The 19,725-nt window shown below is 63.9% G+C and carries 12 protein-coding genes; 7 read left to right on the top strand and 5 right to left on the bottom strand.

Features of this window, described 5'->3' with window-relative positions; all coding sequences use genetic code 11:
* Window positions 1–15 precede the first annotated feature (15 nt).
* The 6 genes from guaA (at window position 16) to F462_RS03110 (ending at window position 12,753) form a co-directional block, all read left to right on the top strand.
* On the top strand, window positions 16–1,593 hold the full coding sequence (gene guaA, locus F462_RS03135; RefSeq protein WP_038051495.1) for a glutamine-hydrolyzing GMP synthase: 1,578 nt from the start codon (window positions 16–18) through the stop codon (window positions 1,591–1,593).
* Between the two features lie 436 nt (window positions 1,594–2,029).
* Complete coding sequence (locus F462_RS03130; protein WP_081911422.1) at window positions 2,030–5,752, top strand: PAS domain S-box protein; 3,723 nt, start codon at window positions 2,030–2,032, stop codon at window positions 5,750–5,752.
* On the top strand, window positions 5,730–7,589 hold the full coding sequence (locus F462_RS14055) for an ATP-binding protein (RefSeq protein ID WP_081911351.1): 1,860 nt from the start codon (window positions 5,730–5,732) through the stop codon (window positions 7,587–7,589). Before F462_RS03130 ends, F462_RS14055 begins: the two co-directional genes overlap by 23 nt.
* Window positions 7,590–7,591: 2 nt before the next feature.
* Window positions 7,592–10,630, top strand: coding sequence for an ABC transporter substrate-binding protein (locus F462_RS03120; RefSeq protein ID WP_256378275.1), 3,039 nt, complete (start codon window positions 7,592–7,594; stop codon window positions 10,628–10,630).
* Window positions 10,631–10,690: 60 nt separating this feature from the next.
* Window positions 10,691–11,074 (top strand): response regulator, encoded by a 384-nt coding sequence (locus F462_RS03115; RefSeq protein ID WP_038051486.1) that lies wholly within the window; start codon window positions 10,691–10,693, stop codon window positions 11,072–11,074.
* Window positions 11,071–12,753 (top strand): diguanylate cyclase, encoded by a 1,683-nt coding sequence (locus F462_RS03110; RefSeq protein WP_038051484.1) that lies wholly within the window; start codon window positions 11,071–11,073, stop codon window positions 12,751–12,753. Before F462_RS03115 ends, F462_RS03110 begins: the two co-directional genes overlap by 4 nt.
* A 357-nt stretch (window positions 12,754–13,110) precedes the next feature.
* Here F462_RS03110 and F462_RS03105 read toward each other — a convergent pair whose 3' ends face one another.
* Together F462_RS03105 and F462_RS03100 are read right to left on the bottom strand one after the other, a co-directional pair.
* Window positions 13,111–13,692, bottom strand: coding sequence for a BLUF domain-containing protein (locus F462_RS03105; protein WP_038051482.1), 582 nt, complete (start codon window positions 13,690–13,692; stop codon window positions 13,111–13,113).
* Window positions 13,693–13,745: 53 nt separating this feature from the next.
* Complete coding sequence (locus F462_RS03100; protein ID WP_038051479.1) at window positions 13,746–14,597, bottom strand: HDOD domain-containing protein; 852 nt, start codon at window positions 14,595–14,597, stop codon at window positions 13,746–13,748.
* Between the two features lie 131 nt (window positions 14,598–14,728).
* Between F462_RS03100 and F462_RS03095 the strand changes: the two genes are divergently transcribed.
* Window positions 14,729–15,325, top strand: coding sequence for an RNA ligase partner protein (locus F462_RS03095; RefSeq protein ID WP_038051476.1), 597 nt, complete (start codon window positions 14,729–14,731; stop codon window positions 15,323–15,325).
* Window positions 15,326–15,376: 51 nt separating this feature from the next.
* Here the strand turns inward: F462_RS03095 and F462_RS03090 are convergent, their stop codons facing one another.
* Genes F462_RS03090 through F462_RS03080 form a run of 3 tightly spaced genes read right to left on the bottom strand, consistent with a single transcriptional unit; the run spans window position 15,377 to window position 19,575 of the window.
* Window positions 15,377–16,477 (bottom strand): RNA ligase, encoded by a 1,101-nt coding sequence (locus F462_RS03090; protein WP_038051473.1) that lies wholly within the window; start codon window positions 16,475–16,477, stop codon window positions 15,377–15,379.
* The gene (locus tag F462_RS03085; protein ID WP_038051471.1) at window positions 16,474–18,153 is read right to left on the bottom strand and encodes a Na/Pi cotransporter family protein; all 1,680 of its coding nucleotides are present in this window, start codon (window positions 18,151–18,153) and stop codon (window positions 16,474–16,476) included. Before F462_RS03085 ends, F462_RS03090 begins: the two co-directional genes overlap by 4 nt.
* 21 nt (window positions 18,154–18,174) lie before the next feature.
* A complete protein-coding gene (locus F462_RS03080) occupies window positions 18,175–19,575 on the bottom strand; it encodes an MBL fold metallo-hydrolase RNA specificity domain-containing protein (RefSeq protein WP_038051469.1) in 1,401 nt (466 codons plus the stop codon).
* Window positions 19,576–19,725: the final 150 nt, after the last annotated feature.

Raw genomic sequence — 19,725 nt, 5'->3', positions numbered from 1 at the left:
AAACCGGATGACCTCATGACCCAGGATCTTCACGCCCACCGTATTCTGGTGCTGGACTTTGGTTCCCAGTACACCCAGCTGATCGCCCGTCGCGTGCGCGAGGCCGGGGTGTACTCCGAGGTGCATGCCTGGGACATGCCAGCGGACGATATCCGCGCCTTCGATCCCACTGCGATCATCCTCTCCGGAGGCCCCGAATCGGTGAATATCGACAACCCGCCGCGTGCCGAGGACACCGTCTTCGAACTAGGCGTACCGGTACTGGGCATCTGCTATGGGATGCAGACCATGGCCGCGCAACTGGGCGGGCGGGTCGAGCCCTCCGAGCGCCGCGAGTTCGGTTATGCCCAGGTCCGCGCCCGCGGCCACACGCCGTTACTGCGCGATATCGAAGATCACACCACGTCGGAAGGCTTTGGGCTGCTCGACGTGTGGATGTCGCACGGCGACCACGTGACCGAACTGCCGAAGGGCTTTCGCCTGATGGCCTCCACCGAGTCGGCGCCGATCGCCGGCATGGCCGACCCGGACCGGGGCTTCTACGGCGTGCAGTTCCACCCGGAGGTGACGCATACCACCCAGGGCCAGCGCATCATCGAGCGTTTCCTGCACGAGATCTGTGGCTGCGAGGCCCTGTGGACTGCGGACAACATCGTCGCCGACATGGCCGATCGAGTGCGCGAACAGGTTGGGGGCGATCACGTGGTCCTGGGCCTGTCGGGCGGCGTCGACTCGTCGGTAGTCGGGGCGCTGCTGCACAAGGCGATCGGCGATCAGCTCACCTGCGTGTTTGTGGACACGGGCCTGCTGCGCGAGGGCGAGGGCGACCAGGTGATGGCGACGTTCGCCCGACATATGGGTGTGAAGGTGATCCGCGTGGATGCCGAGGGCCGCTTCATGAGCGCGCTGGCCGGGATCGATGATCCGGAGGCGAAGCGCAAGATCATCGGCGGGCTGTTCATCGACGTGTTCGACGAGGAGGCCGCAAAGCTCGACAACGTGCAGTGGCTGGCCCAGGGCACGATCTACCCGGACGTGATCGAGTCGGCCGACTCCAAGACCGGCAAGGCGCACGTGATCAAGTCGCATCACAACGTGGGCGGGCTGCCGGAGAACATGAAGCTGGGACTGGTCGAACCGCTGCGCGAGCTGTTCAAGGACGAGGTCCGCAAGATCGGCGTTGAGCTGGGTCTGCCCACCGAGATGGTCTATCGCCACCCGTTCCCGGGACCGGGGTTGGGCGTGCGCATCCTCGGCGCGGTGAAAAAGGAATACGCCGATCTGCTGCGCCGGGCGGACGCAATCTTCATTGAGGAATTGCGCAAGGCCGACCTGTACGACAAGACCTCGCAGGCCTTTGCCGTATTCCTGCCGGTGAAGTCGGTGGGGGTGATGGGCGATGGTCGGCGTTATGATTACGTGGTCGCGCTGCGCGCGGTGGAGACCATCGATTTCATGACTGCGCGCTGGGCGCACCTGCCGTACGAGTTTCTCGACCACGTCTCGCGCCGGATCATCAACGAGATCCCCGGCATCTCACGCGTGACCTACGACATCTCCGGAAAGCCCCCCGCCACCATCGAGTGGGAATAGTCCTCCTGGACGGCGTCTCTTAGGGAGACGCTGATTGAATCGCACGTCCGCGTTGGTGTCCCCTGTTTTCCGAGACAAGGCGCGTCGTGCAGCGGGTAGTGGTTCTACCCGCAAGCGGCGCAACGCAGGATCGGGGAACAGGGGGCGCCAACCCGACAAGTAATTGAAAGAGCGGGCTCGGCCGCTTTTGCGCGCGCACGGCGTTGCGGCTCCTTTGTGCAGAATGACTGCACGGCAGTCGCCGCGCCTTGTTCGCACGCAAAAGCGACTCGAGCGCGGACGTGCGATTCAATCAGCGTCTCCCTGGTTGGGGCAGAAAGTTGGACGTGGCAATATCGGGTATCCGCGAATCGTGCGTGGTCCAATTCCGTTGAAAACGCCTCCCTGTCCCGGCAACGAAAAAGAGCGGCTGCGAGCGCTGCGGGCTCGAGGGCTGCTGGACACCGCGGCTGAGGAGCGGTTCGACCGACTGACGCGTCTGGCGCGGCGGATGTTCGGGGTGTCCATCGCGCTGGTTTCGCTGGTGGACGAGGACCGGCAGTGGTTCAAGTCGCGGCAGGGTCTCGAGGTGGCGGAGACCGGGCGTGATATCTCCTTTTGCGGGCATACGATTCTCGGAGGCGATATCTTCGAGATTCCCGATGCGCGCGCGGACGCCCGGTTTGCCGACAACCCACTGGTGACCGGGGAGCCGCAGATCCGGTTCTACGCCGGTGCGCCACTGACAACCTCCGATGGTTACCGGATCGGGACGCTTTGCCTGATCGACGGCCGGCCGCGGCAGTTGAGCGAGGACGAGCGACGATCCCTGCGTGACCTCGCCGATGCGGTCGCGGCGGAAATCGACTCCACCGAACAGCGGGCGCTTGGCAATGCGCTGGGGGATCTGCGGCAGCTTGGCGAGGTGATTACCCGTGCGCAGTCGGCGTTTATTCGCGATGCCGATCAGGACCGTGGGCAGGTCTTTGACGGACTGCTTGCGGATTCCCTCGAGCTGACCCACAGCGAATACGGCTTTATCGGAGAGGTGCTGCACACGCCTGAAGGTTCGCCTTACCTCAAGACCAGTGCCATCACCAATATCGCCTGGGATGACGCGACCCGCGCCTTCTATGCGGCCAACGCACCCCAGGGGTTGGAGTTTCACAACCTGGAGACCCTGTTCGGCGCGGCCCTGACCGGCGCGGGGCCGGTGATTGCCAATGACCCCGCCGGAGACCCGCGCAGCGGCGGGTTGCCCGAAGGACATCCGCCGCTCAAGGCCTTTCTGGGGATACCCATCGAGTACGGGGGCGAGCGGATCGCCGTGCTGGGGATCGCCAACCGTCCGGGTGGCTACGACCCGGAACTGGTGGAGTTTCTGCAGCCGCTGCTCGCCACGCTGGGGCAGTTGGTGGATGCGGCTCGCACTCGTCGTCGTTACCGGGCGGGCCAGTTGGAGCGGGCGCGGCTGTCCCGGGTGGCGAGCGAGACGACCAATGGCGTGATCATTACCGACGCCGACGGTCGGGTCGAGTGGATCAACGACGGCTTTACCCGCTTGAGTGGCTACACCCTGGACGCAATGCTTGGCCGCCAGCCGGGTGAACTGTTGCAGGGTGCCGGGACCGATCCGGAGACGGTAGCCCGGATCGGTGGGGCGCTGGCGCGTGGCGAACCATTCGTTGAAGAGCTGTTGAACTACCACATCGACGGCCACCCGTACTGGGTGCGGATCCACTGCACCCCATTGCGCGACGAGCAGGGGGTGTTGCAGGGGTTCATCGCGATCGAGTCCGATGTGACCCGGGAACGCGAGGATGCCGAACGGATCCGCGAGAGCGAGCAACAGTTCCGCTCGCTGGTCGACAATATCCCCGGAATCACCTATCGCTGCCTGCCGGATTCGGACTGGACCATGCTCTACATGAGCGACCAGGTGGATCCGCTGTCGGGCTATCCTGCCAGCGACTTCATCGACAATGCCGTGCGCAGTTACGCCAGCGTGATCCACGAGGATGATCAGGCACGAGTCCAGGCTGCGGTGGAACAGGCCTTGAGCGCCGGCAACGACTGGTCCGTTGAATACCGTATTTGGCATCGTGACGGCAGTATCCGCTGGGCCCAGGAACGGGGCTCCGCCATTCGTGATCCGGATGGCCGAGTATGCTACCTCGACGGCTTCATCCTCGATGCGACCCGGGAACGGGAACATCGTGAACAGCATCAGCGCCAGCTGGACGCGTTCGCGGCGCTCAACGAGATTGCATCCCTGGTGGCGCTGGACCTCGATGACCAGCTCGAGCGCGCGCTACAAATGGGGGCCAACTTTCTGGGGCTGGAACTGGGCATCGTCAGCCGGATCTGCGGCGACGACTATACGGTGCGGGCGTTCGTCGCGCCGGCTGGCGCCCCCCTCGAGCGTGGTCAGCGCTTTGCGCTCGGGCGTACCTACTGTGCGCTGACCCTTGCGCACAACGACCTGCTGACGATCGAGCACATGGGCGCGTCCGAGCACCAGGGCCACCCGTGTTACGCGGACTTCGGCCTGGAAGCCTACATCGGTGTTGTGCTGGAGGTTGAGGGACAGCGCTTTGGCACCCTGAACTTTTCGTCGGCGCACCCCAGACCGGCCGCGTTCAGCGAGGGTGAACGCATGTTCGTGCGTCTGTTGGGGCGCTGGGTGGCCGCGAGCCTGGAGCGGGAGCAGTCGCACGAGCAGTTGAAGAAGCTGACCTCACTGGTCCCGGGTATGGTGTATCAGTATCGGCAGTGGCCCGACGGTCGCGCCGCCTTCCCGTACAGCAGCCCCGGCATCCGGGGCATCTACGGCATCAGCGCAGAGGCGGCACGCGAGGACGCCAGCGCGGTGTTCCGCAGTCTGCACCCGAAGGACCGGGATCGGGTGGCGCAGTCCATCGAACGGTCGCGGCGGGAACTGAGTAACTGGCATTGCGAGTATCGCACCCTGCGGGATGATGGTCGCGTGGGGTGGGTGCAGGGTCACGCCTCGCCCGAGCCCCTCGACGACGGCAGTACGCTGTGGCACGGATATATTCGGGATATCACGGATGAAAAGGAGGCCGAGCTGGCCGTCGCGGACAGCGAGGCCCGCCTGCGGGGGCTGTTCGAGCTCTCACCGGTGGGGATCGCGCTGAACGATTACGAGACTGGGATGTTTGTGGATCTCAACGCGGCCCTGTTGCGCCCGACCGGTTATACCCGCGAGGAGTTCGTTGCACTCAGCTACTGGGATGTGACTCCCCGGGAGTACGCAGCGCAGGAAGCGCAGCAACTGGAGAGCATGGAACAGACGGGCCGTTACGGCCCCTACGAGAAGGAATACATCCGCAAGGACGGCACCCGGTATCCCGTGCTGCTCAACGGAATGGTCGTGCACGACAAGTCCGGTCGCAAACTGATCTGGTCCATCATTGAGGATATCTCCGAGCGCAAGCGCATCGAGCGCATGAAAAACGAGTTCATCTCCACCGTCAGCCATGAACTGCGCACACCACTGACCGCCATCTCCGGCTCGCTGGGGCTGCTGACCGGCGGCGCGGCAGGAGCGTTGCCGGAGCGGATGCAGGAGATGCTGGAGATTGCCCACAAGAACAGCAAGCGCCTGGGGCTGCTGATCAACGACCTGCTGGACATGGAAAAGCTGGTGGCCGGCAAGATGCGCTTCGAGATGCAAGAGCAGCCGCTGTTCCCGTTGCTGGAGCAGGCTGTGCGCAGCAACCAGACTTATGCCGACCAGTACGGGGTGCACCTGAAGCTGGATGCGGAGGACGACGGGGTCCGAGTCGAGGTGGACGCCGACCGCCTGCAGCAGGTGCTGGCCAATCTGCTCTCCAATGCAGCCAAGTTCTCGCCGGAGGGTGGCGAGGTGCGGATGACGATGGAGCATGGCGAGGCGCAGGTGCGCGTCTCGGTGATCGACCACGGCCCCGGGATCCCGGAGGCGTTCCGCGAACGCATCTTCCAGAAGTTTTCCCAGGCCGATGCCTCCGACACCCGCCAGAAGGGCGGTAGCGGCCTGGGGCTGGCGATCACCCGGGAACTGGTGGAGCGCATGGGCGGCGAGGTCGGGTTCGACTCCGTGCCGGACGCGGGGGCGACTTTCTGGTTCAAAATGCCAATATCGGTTGGTCCTGATGGTGAGCCGAACCGTGGCTAAGAGGCAACCGATCAATTGGCCCCGTCTTCCATTTCTCTATTTGGCGTTTTTGCTCATTTTGGTGGTGATGGGCGCGATGGTGGTGTTCGCTCTGGAAAGGGTCAGTATCATCAATGAGCGTGCGGAAAAAATTCAGCAGCACAGCGAGCGCACTCAGGCGTTACACCTCATGCGCGATGCCGTAAGGGAACGATTTATTCGTATAAACCTAATCACTCTAAGTGATGACCCTTTTCTGACCGATGAGCTGAAGATTGATTTTGATCTTCTGGCCAGCCGGTTCATGGCGGCGCGGGCGCAACTTGATAGTGATTTATTACGGAGTTCGCAGGAACGGATTCTTTTTGACGAATTGCGTGAAATGACCAGTCATGGGGCGCCGATTCTGCAGTCCGTTCTCGATGCAGCCGTAAAAGGAGACCGCGCACAAGCCCGTACACTCCTCATCGAGGAGGCAATGCCTGTCCAGATGCCCGTCATGGCGAAAATGGATCGTATCTTCGAATATTTTGAGACACATAACCGCCGAAACCTTGGCGACCTACAGCAGGAACTCGAACGCACGCACGCGGCAATCTGGATGCTGGCGATTATTCAAGTTCTTCTGGTGCTCCTCATTGCGGGCTGGGTGGTGCAGCGCACACGGTTTCAGCAAATGGAGATGCGTCAGGAGATCGACAGGCGGCAACATAGTGAACTGGACTTGCGACGCGCCAGGGATGGACTGGAACAACAGGTCGTGGCGCGTACCGCAGACCTTAACCGCTTCAAGAGCACGCTCGACCAGACTCTGGATTGCGTGTTCATGTTCGACGCTGATGATATGCACTTTTTCTACGCCAACGAGGGTGCACTGCAGCAGGTGGGCTATAGTCAGGATGAGCTTCTGGGCATGCATCCGTATGACATTCAACCGGATCTCAATGAGATCCAGTTTCGAACGCTTGTCGCGCCGCTCCTGTCGGGCGAGCGACCATCGCTCACCTTCGAGACCGTACATCAGCATAAACAGGGGCAGCAGCTACCGGTAGAGATATTCCTGCAATACATGGCACCCGAAGGAGAACCGGAACGCTTTGTTGCCATCGTGCGCGATATCTCCGAGCGCAAGCGCATCGAGCGCATGAAAAACGAGTTCATCTCCACCGTCAGCCACGAGCTGCGCACGCCGCTTACCTCGATTAATGGCTCGCTGGGGCTGATCGCCGGCGGTGCACTGGGCGAGTTTTCCCCTCAGGCACGCTCAATGATCGACATTGCCTACAAGAACAGCCAGCGCCTGGGGCTGCTGATCAACGACCTGCTGGACATGGAAAAGCTGGTGGCCGGCAAGATGCGCTTCGAGATGCAAGAGCAGCCGCTGTTCCCGTTGCTGGAGCAGGCTGTGCGCAGCAACCAGAGCTATGCCGACCAGTACGGGGTGCACCTGATGCTGGATGCGGAGGACGACGGGGTCCGGGTCGAAGTGGATGCCGACCGCCTGCAGCAGGTGCTGGCCAATCTGCTCTCCAACGCAGCCAAGTTCTCGCCGGAGGGTGAGGAGGTGCGGATGACGGTGGAGCATGGCGAGGCGCAGGTGCGCGTCTCGGTGATCGATCACGGCCCCGGGATCCCGGAGGCGTTCCGCGAACGCATTTTCCAGAAGTTTTCCCAGGCCGATGCCTCCGACACCCGCCAGAAGGGCGGAAGCGGCCTGGGACTGGCGATCACCCGGGAGCTGGTGGAGCGCATGGGTGGCGAGGTTGGGTTCGACTCCGTGCCGGACGCGGGGGCGACGTTCTGGTTCGAACTGCCACTGACCGGGCAGGGCCGGGGCAAGCATGGGGGTGCCCAGTGAATGTGGAGAGCGTAAGGCTCGGCCTGATGCCGCCACTGACCGGCCTGGTCAGCATATACGGACCAGAAATCCTCCGCGCCGCAGAGATCGCCTGTGCCGAGATCAACGAACAGGGCGGTGTGCTGGGCCGGCCACTGGAGCTTGTGGTCGAGGATGACGGCAGTTTGCCGGAGAGCGCGGTCGCCGCGGCGGAGAAACTGGTCAAGCAGCATGGCTGCGCCGCCATCATTGGCAACCTGCTGTCCAACTCCCGTATCGCCGTTGCCTATCGCGTGGCCGAACCGAACCGGGTTCCGCAGCTCAATTTTTCCTTCCACGAAGGCAGTATCGATAGCCGCTATTTCTTCCACTTCGCCGCCCTGCCCAATCAGCAGATCGACCGCATGATCCCCTACATGCGGGAGCAGTACGGCCCGCGGTTTTTCTTTGCCGGCAACAACTACGAATGGCCCCGCGGCTCCATTGCAGCCGCCAAGGACGCGTTGGCGAAGTGCGGCGGTGAGTCGTTGGGTGAGGAATACCGCGACCTCGGCGTGGCCGTAGAGGAGATCGATCGCCTGCTCGATGTTGTTGCGGCGTCAGCCCCCGACGTCTTTGTGCCCTACTTTGCCGGAGCCGACCAGATCAACCTGCTTACGCGCTTTTCCGAGCGTGGACTCAAGTCAGGTATTGCAGTGGTTATGGGGCACTACGACGAGATGATGGCGAGCAAGCTGCCGCCAGAGGTGCGTGAAGGCCTGTACTCCAGCAACACCTATTTCATGAGCATTGACAGCGATGCCAATCGTGATTTTATGGAGCGGCTTGCACAGATGCCCGATGTCCATGGCATCTGGCCGCACGGCAATGGCACCCTTACCAACTTCAGCGAAGGCGCCTATGTCTGTGTGAAGGCATTTGCCACGGCAGCCAATGCCGCCGGCAGCACCGATTCCGAGGCGCTGGTCGACGCACTCAAGACCGTCCGCGTGACGGCGCCACAGGGCAGTGTGGTAATGGACCCGGAGACCCAGCATGCCGCGGTCAACTGCTATCTGACGCGATGCAACCGCGAGGGTGTCTTCGACATCATCCAGGCATTCGAACTACAGCCACCGGTGATTCCCGAGCGTTACCGTCACCAGAAAATCAGCAGTCACGCCACCCTGGAGGACGACATTCGTCTGCAGGCGCGTATGCTCGAGCAAATGTACGGTGGGGTGTTGCTGATCGATTCGGGCAGCCAGGCCGTCATCTACGCCAATGCCGGCGCCGAGAAGATGTTTGGATACGAGCGTGGCGGACTGGTCAACACGCCGTGGCACCAGCTCGGCCCGCCTGATCGCGAATCTGGCACCAGTCGGCTGGAGGATGTCGCCGCCCGCATCCTGCAACATGGCGCCTGGGAAGGGGAACTGCGACAGCGGCACCAGAATGGCACCGAACTCTACTGTATGGCTTCATTCAGTACCTTCACCCACCCGGTGCAGGGTGAGGTGTGGCTTGCCGTCTACACCGACATAACCGACCGCAAGCAGGCTGAACGCAAATTGCGCGAGAGCGAGCAGCGCTTCCGGGATGCCACCCAGCAGTTGACGCTGGCGACCGAGGCGGCGCATCTGGGTGTATGGGATTTGAACCTGACCAGCGGGCGGCTTGACTGGGATTCCGGGATGTTCCGTCTTTACGGCGTGTTACCCCGCGATTTTGGTCACCATGCCGATGACTGGAGGCGCGCCTTGCTGCCCGAAGACGTGGAGCACGCAGAAGCCTGCCTCGAATCGATCCTTGGACGTCCCGGGACACCCCGCGAGTTCACGTTCCGAATTCTCCGGGGCGATGGGGCGACACGTCATATTCGCGCTATGGCACAGGCGATAACCGATGCGGCAGGTGTGGTCGTGCGGGCGATTGGCGTGAACGAAGACGTAACCGAGCGTATAGAGGCGGAGCGAGCCCTGGCGGAGCAGGCGCTTCGCACGCAGACGATCATCGATAACATCGTAGACGGGATCATTACGATCGATCGCGATGGGTTGATCCAGTCGTTCAATCCGGGTGCAAGTCGCATCTTCGGGTATACGCCCCGTGAGGTTGCCGGTCGCAATGTAAGCGTGTTGATGACCGGGCCTGATCGTGAGAGCCATGACGTATACCTGCGTAATTATCAGGCCACTGGCAACCGGCGGGTGATTGGCACCAGCAGGGAACTGCAGGGGCGTCGCAAGGATGGAACCGTGTTCCCGATGGAAGTTTCTGTATCGGAGGTCAGGCAACACGGCGAACCCCTCTATGTGGGGGTTGTGCGGGACATCACCGAACGCAAGCGGGTGGAGCGCATGAAGAACGAGTTCGTCTCCACGGTGAGCCACGAACTGCGTACGCCACTGACGTCGATCTCGGGGGCCCTTGGGATGGTGGCCAGCGGGGCGCTTGGTGTATTGCCGGATAAGGTCGGCGAAATGGTCACGATTGCCCAGCGCAACAGCGAGCGGCTGACGCTCTTGATCAACGATCTGCTCGATATGGAGAAGATCGCGGCGGGCAAGCTGCACTTTAATATGCGTGCGGAGCCGCTCGAGCCGCTACTCGCACAGGCGCTCGAGAGCTATCGGGGTTATGCCGAACAGCACCAGGTCCAGCTGGTGCTCGATAGTGGCGTGCCCGGGGTTGCGGTTCGGGTCGATGACCAGCGCCTGTTGCAGGTGCTCGCCAATCTTCTGTCGAACGCAGTGAAATTCTCGCCCCCGGGCGGCAGCGTGCGGGTTTCGGTGCAGGCGTTGAATGAACCGACTGAAGGCGTCCGGGTCAGTGTGGCGGATGACGGGCCGGGTGTTCCGGACAACTTCCGCGAGCAGATCTTCGGGAAATTCGCACAGGCGGATGGCTCCGACAGCCGAACGAAGGGCGGGACCGGGCTCGGCCTCGCGATTAGCCGGGAACTGGTAGAACATATGGGCGGGCGTATAGGCTTTGACTCCGTAGAGGGCGTGGGAGCGACATTCTGGTTCGAGTTGCCGCTTGCCCGCGACACGAATGGTTATCCATCCAGTTCAGAATGAGGGTGCGGCTACGGCCGGCACGCCACGGACCCGTAGCGGTCCACCCCAGGGGAGTCGAAAATGTCCGAGTTGCAGCGCATTCTCTATGTCGAAGACGAGCCGGATATTCAGGCGATTGCCACGCTGGCCCTGGAGACGGTGGGTGGTTATACCGTGAAGACCTGTGCCTCGGGCGAGGAGGCGGTACGCGAGGCCGAGGCCTTTGCGCCGGACCTGATCCTGCTGGATGTGATGATGCCGGGGATGGACGGCCCAACGACCCTGGAGGCCTTGCGTGGCATTCCGGCACTGGCCGAGGTGCCGGTGGCGTTCATGACCGCCAAGGTGCAGCCCTCCGAGATCGCACACTACAAGTCGCTGGGGGCGCGTGACGTGATCGCCAAACCGTTCGACCCCATGACGCTTTCCGACGAGGTACGGCGGATCTGGCAGGGGGCGGCATGATGGATGCGACCGCCGAGCAGACCTTGAAAGACCGCCTGGCACAACTGCGTGCTCGGTATTTGGAACACCTGCCGGATGAGCTGGCTGCACTGAGTTCTCTGCAGGGCCGGTTGGCCGGGAAAGAGCAGGACCGCGAGGTGCTGGACGAACTGCAACAGCGTCTGCACAAGCTGGCCGGCAGCGGGGGCAGTTTCGGCTGTGCGGAGTTGAGTGCCGCCGCGCGTGTGCTGGAGCAGCGGATCGGCAGCTGGCTTGGGGCGAAGGCGCTGGCACTGGATGCTGCGAGTCGTCAGTGGCTGGCGGACGAGATCGCAGGACTCTCCCGCACCGTACCCGCCAAATCGATGGAGCCCTCGGAACAACCGGATGCGGGTGTGCTCCCCGAGACTCGACCCGCTGTGGACCGTGCCCTGAAGGTATGGCTGGTCGAAGACGATGCGGAACTGGCCGGCCAGCTCGGGCAGCAGCTCCAGTCCTTCAACTATGCGGTTCGAGTGTTCGACGGCATTGATGCGCTCAAGCGTGCAGTGGAGGGTGAGCAGCCGGATCTGCTGCTGATCGACGTGATGCTGGACGAAGGCCGTGAAAATGCAACCACCAGGCTGGTGGACTGCCCCGAGTTGAAAGCGCTGGGGTGCCCGTTGATCTTTCTCTCCGAAAAAGATGACTTTCCGTCGCGTGTGCGCGCGGTTCAGCTGGGCGCGCAGGGGTATTTCCTGAAACCGCTGGATGTACCCCGGCTCGTGAGCCGCATCTCGCAGATCTTCGAGGAGCGCCATGCACCTGCGCAGCGAGTGCTGATCGTGGACGATGATGTCGATCTTGCCGAGCATATGCGGCTGCTGCTGACCGCCGCCGGGATGGAGGCCCGGGTGCTGGATGCGCCGCGCGAGATCATGGATACGATCGCTGCGTTTCGGCCGGAACTGGTGCTGATGGATCTGTATATGCCCGAATACGCGGGCACCGACCTGGCGGGGCTGATTCGCCAGCACGAGGCCTACATCCATCTGCCGATTGTGTATCTGTCCGCGGAAACCGATATCGAGCGCCAGATCGAGGCCATGGGTCGGGGTGCGGACGACTTTCTGACCAAGCCGATTTCCGACGTGCAACTGGTGGCCGCCGCTCGCTCGCGGATCGCGCGCGCACGCCAGCTGGAGGAGCGGATCAGCAAGGACAGTCTGACCGGACTGCTCAAGCACGCCAGCATCAAGGAGGCCGCCAGTCGGGAGGTGTTGCGCGCTCGCCGGATCGGGCGACCCGTCACGTTGGCGATGCTCGACATCGACCACTTCAAGAGGGTCAACGATGCCTACGGCCATGCCGTGGGAGATGTGGTGATTATGTCGATCGCGACCCTGCTGCGGCAGCGCCTGCGCCAGTCCGACATCATCGGCCGCTATGGCGGGGAGGAGTTCGTCGCGGTGTTGCCGGAATGCGATGCGGAGAATGCCCGGCGGGTGCTCGAGGATATCCGCCGTAACTTTGCTGCTCTGAATTTCAACCATCGGGACGAGCGCTTCGGCTGCACTATCTCGATCGGCATGGTGTGTTCGGCTGACTATCCCGAGGAGGATGGTCCTGATCTACTGGTCGCTGCCGACGAGGCGCTCTACCGGGCCAAGCGGGGTGGGCGCGATCAAACCGAGCAGGCGTTCCCGGTGCCCGCACATTAGCGAAACACTGATTAGTGTACACACTCGCGTTGGCACCCCGGGTTTTCCGATACAAAGCGCGGTGCGCAATCGGTAGTGGTTCTATCGGCCCGTTTTTGACGGATTCTGGCCGCAACGCAGGATCGAGGAACCTGAGGTGCCAACCCCGAAGGGGTTTGGCCGCCCGTTGTTATCAAGAACGGGCGCGCGCACAGCGTTTCGGCTCCCTTGCGCAGAATGACTGCACGGCAGTCGCTGCGCCTTGTTCGCACGCAGAGGCGACTCGAGCGCGAGCGTGCACATAAATCAGTGTTTCCTTAAGTCACGGATTGTTGAAGGCGGTGGGCCGGCCTGCCGGTATGTTGCGATACGAGGCCTCTACGACGTGACGAGCAGGTAGGTCGCGGCTCCGATCACGCCGAGCACGATCGCCACAGCGACCAGGCCGATCCCGAACAGCGCACGGTCGCTGCCCCGCGCGGCGTTCTGCGTCTTGCGGCCCGTCGACCCCGCTCCCTCGCCGGGTGCGTTGTCCCGGCCCTGACGCAGCAGGTCCAGCATGGCGTCGATACGATCATCGTCGAAGGTGAAGGGGTCGAACCGCCGCTGGCCAAAGCGTTCGAGCAACTGGCGGACGTCCGCCGCCGCCGGGACGTATTTCATCGACCATTCGCCGAAACCTGGAGCATCCAGAGGTTGCTCACGCAATATCCGGACCTCCTCGTGGCGATCGTCACGCCGGATCCGCTCCAGGGTGTTGCGTACGGCCTCGGGTTCGCCCTCCAGGCACTGAAAAAAATGCCCGTCGCCATAGTACAGCGCCCCGACAATTCCCTGGCGCGGGTTGTTCTGGCGTGACTGCATCAGGATGCGGCTGACTTCGGGTTCGATGCCCTGGCTTGAGGAGTTCTCGCGGAAGGTGGCGCGCGAGGCGTAGACGAGCTGGAGAATGGCGGGCATACGGGCGTCCGTTCCGGGGCGGTAAGAAGAAGACCGCCCCCGCCCCGTTGGGTTCATTCGATCATCTGGTTGACGTGCTCCAGGCCGATCGCATCGTCTTCCCAGTTCAGGCGGGTGGTGCCGGACTTGGCCGCCAGGCGGCGGATGGAGGCGACCGAGCTGCGGTCGATGCTGGCAAGGCAGTGGTTCGTGGAGCTGTAGCTCTCGATGTTGGCGGCCTGCAGGATGTCGCTGTAATTGACCGGTTCGCCTTCCTCCGGCTCGCGCTTGAGGTTTTCGTGTTCGGCCACGGCGCGGATGATCTCCGGCTCGAAGTTCCAGCTCTTTAGCATCGCGCGGCCGATGGCGACGTGAGCGGCGTCGGCCGCGGCCTGCAGGGCGCGTGGATCCTCATAAATCTCTTGGGTCTTCTCGGCGCGGCGCAGGATCGGGATCATGCCGATGTCGTGAACGAGCCCTGCGAGCAGAGCGGTGTCCGGGTCCAGATGGGGGTGGCGTCGGGCCAGCAGGTAGCTGATGATCGCCACCTCCAGGCTGTGGTTCCACAGCCCCTCCATTCGGGTTCGGATGGCCTCGTTACCGCTCTGGAAGACCTCCTTCATGGACAGCGCGGTGATGGTCTGGCGGGCGCGTTCCATGCCCAGACGGGTCACCGCGGAGCGGATAGTCGCGCAGCGAGTCAGCCCGCGGTAAGCCGGGCTGTTGGCATGGCGCACCAGGCGCGACGCCAGGGCCGTGTCGCGCGAGATCAGGTTGACCAGATCGGCGATGGAGTTGGATTCGTCCTGGGTGATGAACAGCGCCTGTACTGAGACATCGGGCAGGGTCGGGATCTCGATCTGGTGACGTTCGAGATCCTCGCGCAGGCGTTCCAGGAATTTTTCGACTTCCGCTCGGGTGGCCAAGGGCAATCCGTGTCCGGCTGGGTAAAGACTCTCCGATTATGCCACAGGCGTCGGCACGGGCGGGGTGTCGTGGACCGGTTGACGGGCTGCCGGACCCTGCCGATGATGAAGGGAGCCGACAGGAGGTCGTGATGCGCCGATTCGTGCTGGATACCAGTGTCTTTACCAACCCGCATGTCGCGGGCCAGTTTGGCGAGGATCCGGAGGATATTCTGCGGACTTTCCTCAACCTGGCGCGCCACTGCCCCGCCGAGTTTTACATGCCGCTGTCGGTGTACGAGGAATTTCGCGGGATGCGCGATCTCGAGGCCATGGCGGCCGATTTCGAGACCGTCGTCTGGGTGCGTTCGCCACGGCGGTTCGCGCTTACGCTACCAAGCGACATCCTTTACGAATTTATCGACGAGGTGCGCACCCGGATCGACCGCGGCCTGCGTATTGCCGAGGAGCACACGCGCCAGGCGGGTGCGGCCGAATCCCTCAAGCCCGAACTCATTACCCAACTGCGCGAGCGCTTCCGCGAGGCGATGCGCAAGGGTCTGGTGGATTCGCGCGAAGATGTGGATGCCGTGTTGCTGGCAATGGAGCTGGATGCCGAACTGGCCAGTGCCGACGAGGGCATGCGCAAGCTGGGCAATCGCATGGGCATCAAGCTGGTGACGGCCGACTATCTCCGGCAGGTGATGGAGAACCTCTCCGAGTCGGGTCGGGGTGGAAACGCCACTTGAGACCGCGAGTCGGGGCCTTTTCCGAGTTCGCCTGCAAGCAGGCGAAGGGCCTCAGTCGTACTGACGATCGCCGGCCAAGGCCGAGGCCAGGGTACCGGTGATGCGATCGAACAGGCGTTCGAATTCCAGCACCCAGTAGCCGCCTTCCTGGTACGGGGTCCCCTCGACGAAGCGCACATGGCGCCCGCCAGTGGTCTGCATATGGTGGATGAAGCGCCGCGCGCCGGCCTCCTCACGGAAGCGGCAGCGATAGGTATGCGAGACGCGTCCCACGGTTCGGCTCTTGCCAATGGCCCCGTCCAGTCCCGCCAGCAATGCGACCCCCAGTTCCCATTCCAGGGATGCCCGATCCTCGGGCGGGTGTTCGGCTAGGTAGATCGCGAGCCGCGTCAGACGGTTGGTGAAATATTCCGGCGGCAAGTCGAGTAGCTGCTCGGCGCACACCCGGATGTCGTTGATGCAGGACTCGCCGGTCACGTATTTCGCGCGGTGGATGCCGTCGGCGGTCTTCAGCACCAGGCCCTCCGCACCCTCGGCGTCCAGTTTCCGGATCAGTTGGCCCAGGGCTTCGGTGTCCTGCGGAGTGAACTGTCCGTGCAGCGGGGCGGGCGGCAGGTGGTGGCGTTCGATCAGGGCGAACTTCTCGTCCTGGGGTAGAAAGCCGGGCTGGCCCAGGCGCATCAGGTCGAACACGAACAGTTGGACGTCCTCGCTGACCCGAGGTGTGGAACCCTCCAGGTACGGCGTGTCCGGGCCGGCGATCTCCGCACACAGCACCAGGTCCGGTTCGGCATCGAACACCGCCGGGTCGATGAAATCCGGGACCCGGTCGGTACTGAAAGCGCACACGAAACCGCCACGGCTGAAGGCGTAGAGGGCGCCGTCGAGGCGCAGCATGCGTACATTAAAACCGTCGATCTTCTCTTCCGCCCAGAACGGCTGGTCGAACTGGCGCGGGAGCCCCGCCTCCAGTGACTGGATACGGCCAATGGAGGGATACCCGGGTACCACGGCGCCCTGGGGAAGCACGACGCTACCGCGTGGGTAGTGATTGACGGGTTCCAGCAGCCGGGCGTACTCGAGGCCCTCGAATTTCAGGACCTCGGCGCGATGATGTTCGATGGCCTGTTGCAGCGTGTCGCGATCGATCATGCGTTTTCCGGTTCCAGGGTCTTGCGCAGGCCGCGGATCTGGCTTTCCAGGGCCTCGGTGTGGCGGCGCGCCTTGTCGGCCTGGGTGACCAGTCGGCGGGCCGTGCTGATGATGCGCAACTGACGTTCCATCTCGCTCATCGCCAGGGATCCAAAAGTGCCCTCGCGCAGGAGGGCGGCCTTGAGTTCGGCGTACGCTGCCTCGACGGTGGTGACGGCTTCGGTGGCCGCCAGAGCGTGCCCATCGTCACCATCGTCGGATTCCAGATTGCACAGGTCCAGGGCGCGTATGGCCTGCTCCTGCCAAGCTCGGCGCTGCTCGCTGACGTTCGGGCGAGCCTCGCCACTGGCTTCGCGCCGCAGGTCGGCGATCTGATCGGCCAGCGCTGCGACTTCGCGGTGGTAGCGGGCGATGCGCACCGTCTCTGCAATACCGTTGCCCACCGCCTCGGGCATGGGGTGGCTGGTCGTGCGAATGGCGAACTCGTTGATCGCCTGCGTGAGCTGCTCGACCGCTTGGCCTCGGCGGTCGAGGGTGCCGGCCGCGGGCGGATTGGGTTGCAGGGCCTCGCGCGCGATCGAATGGCTGATGTCGGCCAGCCGACCGGTTTCCTGCAGCATAGACTGCAGGGCCAGATCTGGGATGCCGGCGCTGTTCTTGTCGAGGTACTGCGGACGCGCGATGTCTTCCTCGGCGGTGCGGAATCGGCGTTGCAGATAGCGGATCATCGGTCCCGCAAGAGGGACCATAAGCGCCACGCCGAGCAAGTTGAAGGCGGTGTGGAACAACGCCAGCAGCATCGCAGGTGCCGGTGCCTCACCCGTGCTGCCCCAGATCCAGGCGATCGCGGCCAGGAACCACGGCAGGATCAGCAGCGCGACGATCGCGGTCAGGCCGTTGAAGATGACATGTGCCGCCGCGACGCGCTTGGCGTTAGGGGTGGCGCCGATGACCACCAGCAGGGCCTTCACCGTGGTCCCGAGGTTGGCACCGATCACTGCGGCAGCCGCAGCCTCCAGCGGTACCGCGCCGCTCATCGCGGCGGTCAGAGCCATGGCCATGGAGGCCGACGAGCTCTGCATCAGTACCGTGAGCAGGGCCCCGATGCCGACCATGATCAGCAGCCCGGCAAAGCCTGGTCGCGTTAGCGCGCCGAGGTCGACGGTAGTGCTCAGGCCCTCGAAGGCCTCGCGCAGCACATCGATGCCCAGAAACAGCAGGCCGAAGCCCGCCAGCGCCAGACCCAGGTGGCGGGGACGGGCGGCCTTCATGAACAGATAGAGCAGGGCGCCGATGCCGATGGCCGGCAGGGCGAAGGCCTCGATCCGGATGTTGAAGCCGATCAGGGCGACCAGCCAGCCGGTCATGGTGGTGCCGACGTTGGAGCCGAAGATTACCCAGACCGACTGGCCCAGCGTCAGCAGGCCGGCGTTGGCGAAGCCGATGGTGGCGACCGTGACCGCGCTGGAGGACTGCACCAGCGCGGTCACGCCCATGCCCGAGGCGAGGGCGCGCGGCCGGGTGCGGGTCCACTGCCCGAGGATATGTTGCAGGGCCTTGCCGCCGGCGGTCTTCAGGCCGTCGGTCAGCAGGGTCATCCCGAGCAGGAACAGCCCGAGACCGCCGAGGAAACCGGCGATCAGGGCGTAGGTACTGACGGCTTCGGCCTCCGGCATCGCGGCTGTGGGGGTGCGGCGTTACAGGGTGATGGTCTCGCCGAAGGCCGGCACATGCGCCTCGGCCCCCAGCTCGTCGCGCAGGCCGGCAGCCAGGGCCTCGCGCGCCTCCGGCTCGCCGTGGACCAGATGGAACACCGGCTGGTCCTGAAAGCCGCGCGCCCAGTCGAGCAGCTGGCTGCGCCCGGCGTGGGCGGAAAAGCCGCCCAGGGTGTGGATTTTGGCGTTCACCGCGACCTCGTCGCCCAGCAGCTTGACCCGTTCGGCGCCATCCACCAGACGCCGACCGAGCGTACCGGAGGCCTGGAAGCCGACGATCACCAGATGGGCCTCGCGCCGCCACAGGTTGTACTTCATGTGGTGACGGATGCGCCCGCCATTGCACATGCCGGAGCCGGCGATGATGATCGCGCCGCCGGTGATGCGGTTGATCGCCATGGATTCTTCCACCGTGCGACAGACCTGTAACGGGGGCAGATAGCCGGCCGGGTCACCGTTTGCGGCCTCGTGCAGCCGTTCCATGTCGTCAGGATCCAGGTTCCTGCGCAGACGCGCATAGAGCTCGGTGACCTTGATCGCCATCGGGCTGTCGAGGAAGACCTTCTGCTGCGGCAGGCGCCCGGCGTGGTGCAGCATGCTCAGGTGGTAGAGGATCTCCTGGGTGCGGCCGACCGCGAAGGCCGGGATCAGCACGTTGCCGCCGCTCTTGTCGGCCTCGGCCAGGACCTGCGCGAACTCCTCGACTGTCTCCTCCATCGGGCGGTGGTCGCGGTCGCCGTAGGTACTTTCCAGCAGCACGTGGTCGGCGTGTTCCGGGCGCGCGGGCTCGTGCATCAGCACGGCGTCGTCATTGCCGAGATCGCCCGAGAACACCAGGTGCCGGTCACGCCCGCCGGAGGGCACGATCAGATCCACGATCGCGGAACCGAGGATGTGCCCGGCATCGCGGAAGGTCAGGCCGATCCCGCCCGCGATCTTGCGCGCCTGGCCGTAGGGCACGGCCTCGCACAGCCCGAGGGCGGTGGCGACATCATCGATGTCGTAGACCGGCTCCACCAGCGGCTTGTCCGCCCGCCGGCGCCACTTGTTTTCCCACTCGATGTCCTTGCTCATCACGAACGCGGCATCCTCGAGCATGATCTCGAGCAGTTCCTCGGTGCCCGGCGTGCAGTAGATCGGACCGCGGTACCCGTCGCGCACCAGCTTCGGCAACAGCCCCGAGTGGTCGAGGTGGCCGTGCGACAGCACCACCGCGTCGAGGCTTTCCGCCAGCTCGGCGAGCGGGGCGCGGTTCGCCTCGTCCGCATCGCTGTTGCCCTGGTGCATGCCGCATTCCAGCAGGATGCGGGTGTCGTCGGTCTCGAGGAGATAACGCGATCCGGTGACCTCGCCGGTCGCCCCCTGAAAGGTCAGTTGTGCCATACGGTGAAGTGTACGCGCGACGCGGGTGCGATGGGCAAGCAACGGCCGGGGACTTGATCCCGATCAACCCGGGTCCGGATTGCCGTGTGCCCGGGTTGACCCGTATCCCGGCGCGGGCGAGCCTGTAACCGGGTCATGGAGGAGGATGCG

Origin of the sequence: Thioalkalivibrio sp. ALJ1 (genome assembly GCF_000745395.1) — a bacterium.
Classification (GTDB): Bacteria; Pseudomonadota; Gammaproteobacteria; order Ectothiorhodospirales; family Ectothiorhodospiraceae; genus Thioalkalivibrio.
This window is presented reverse-complemented; position numbering and strand designations above follow the sequence as displayed.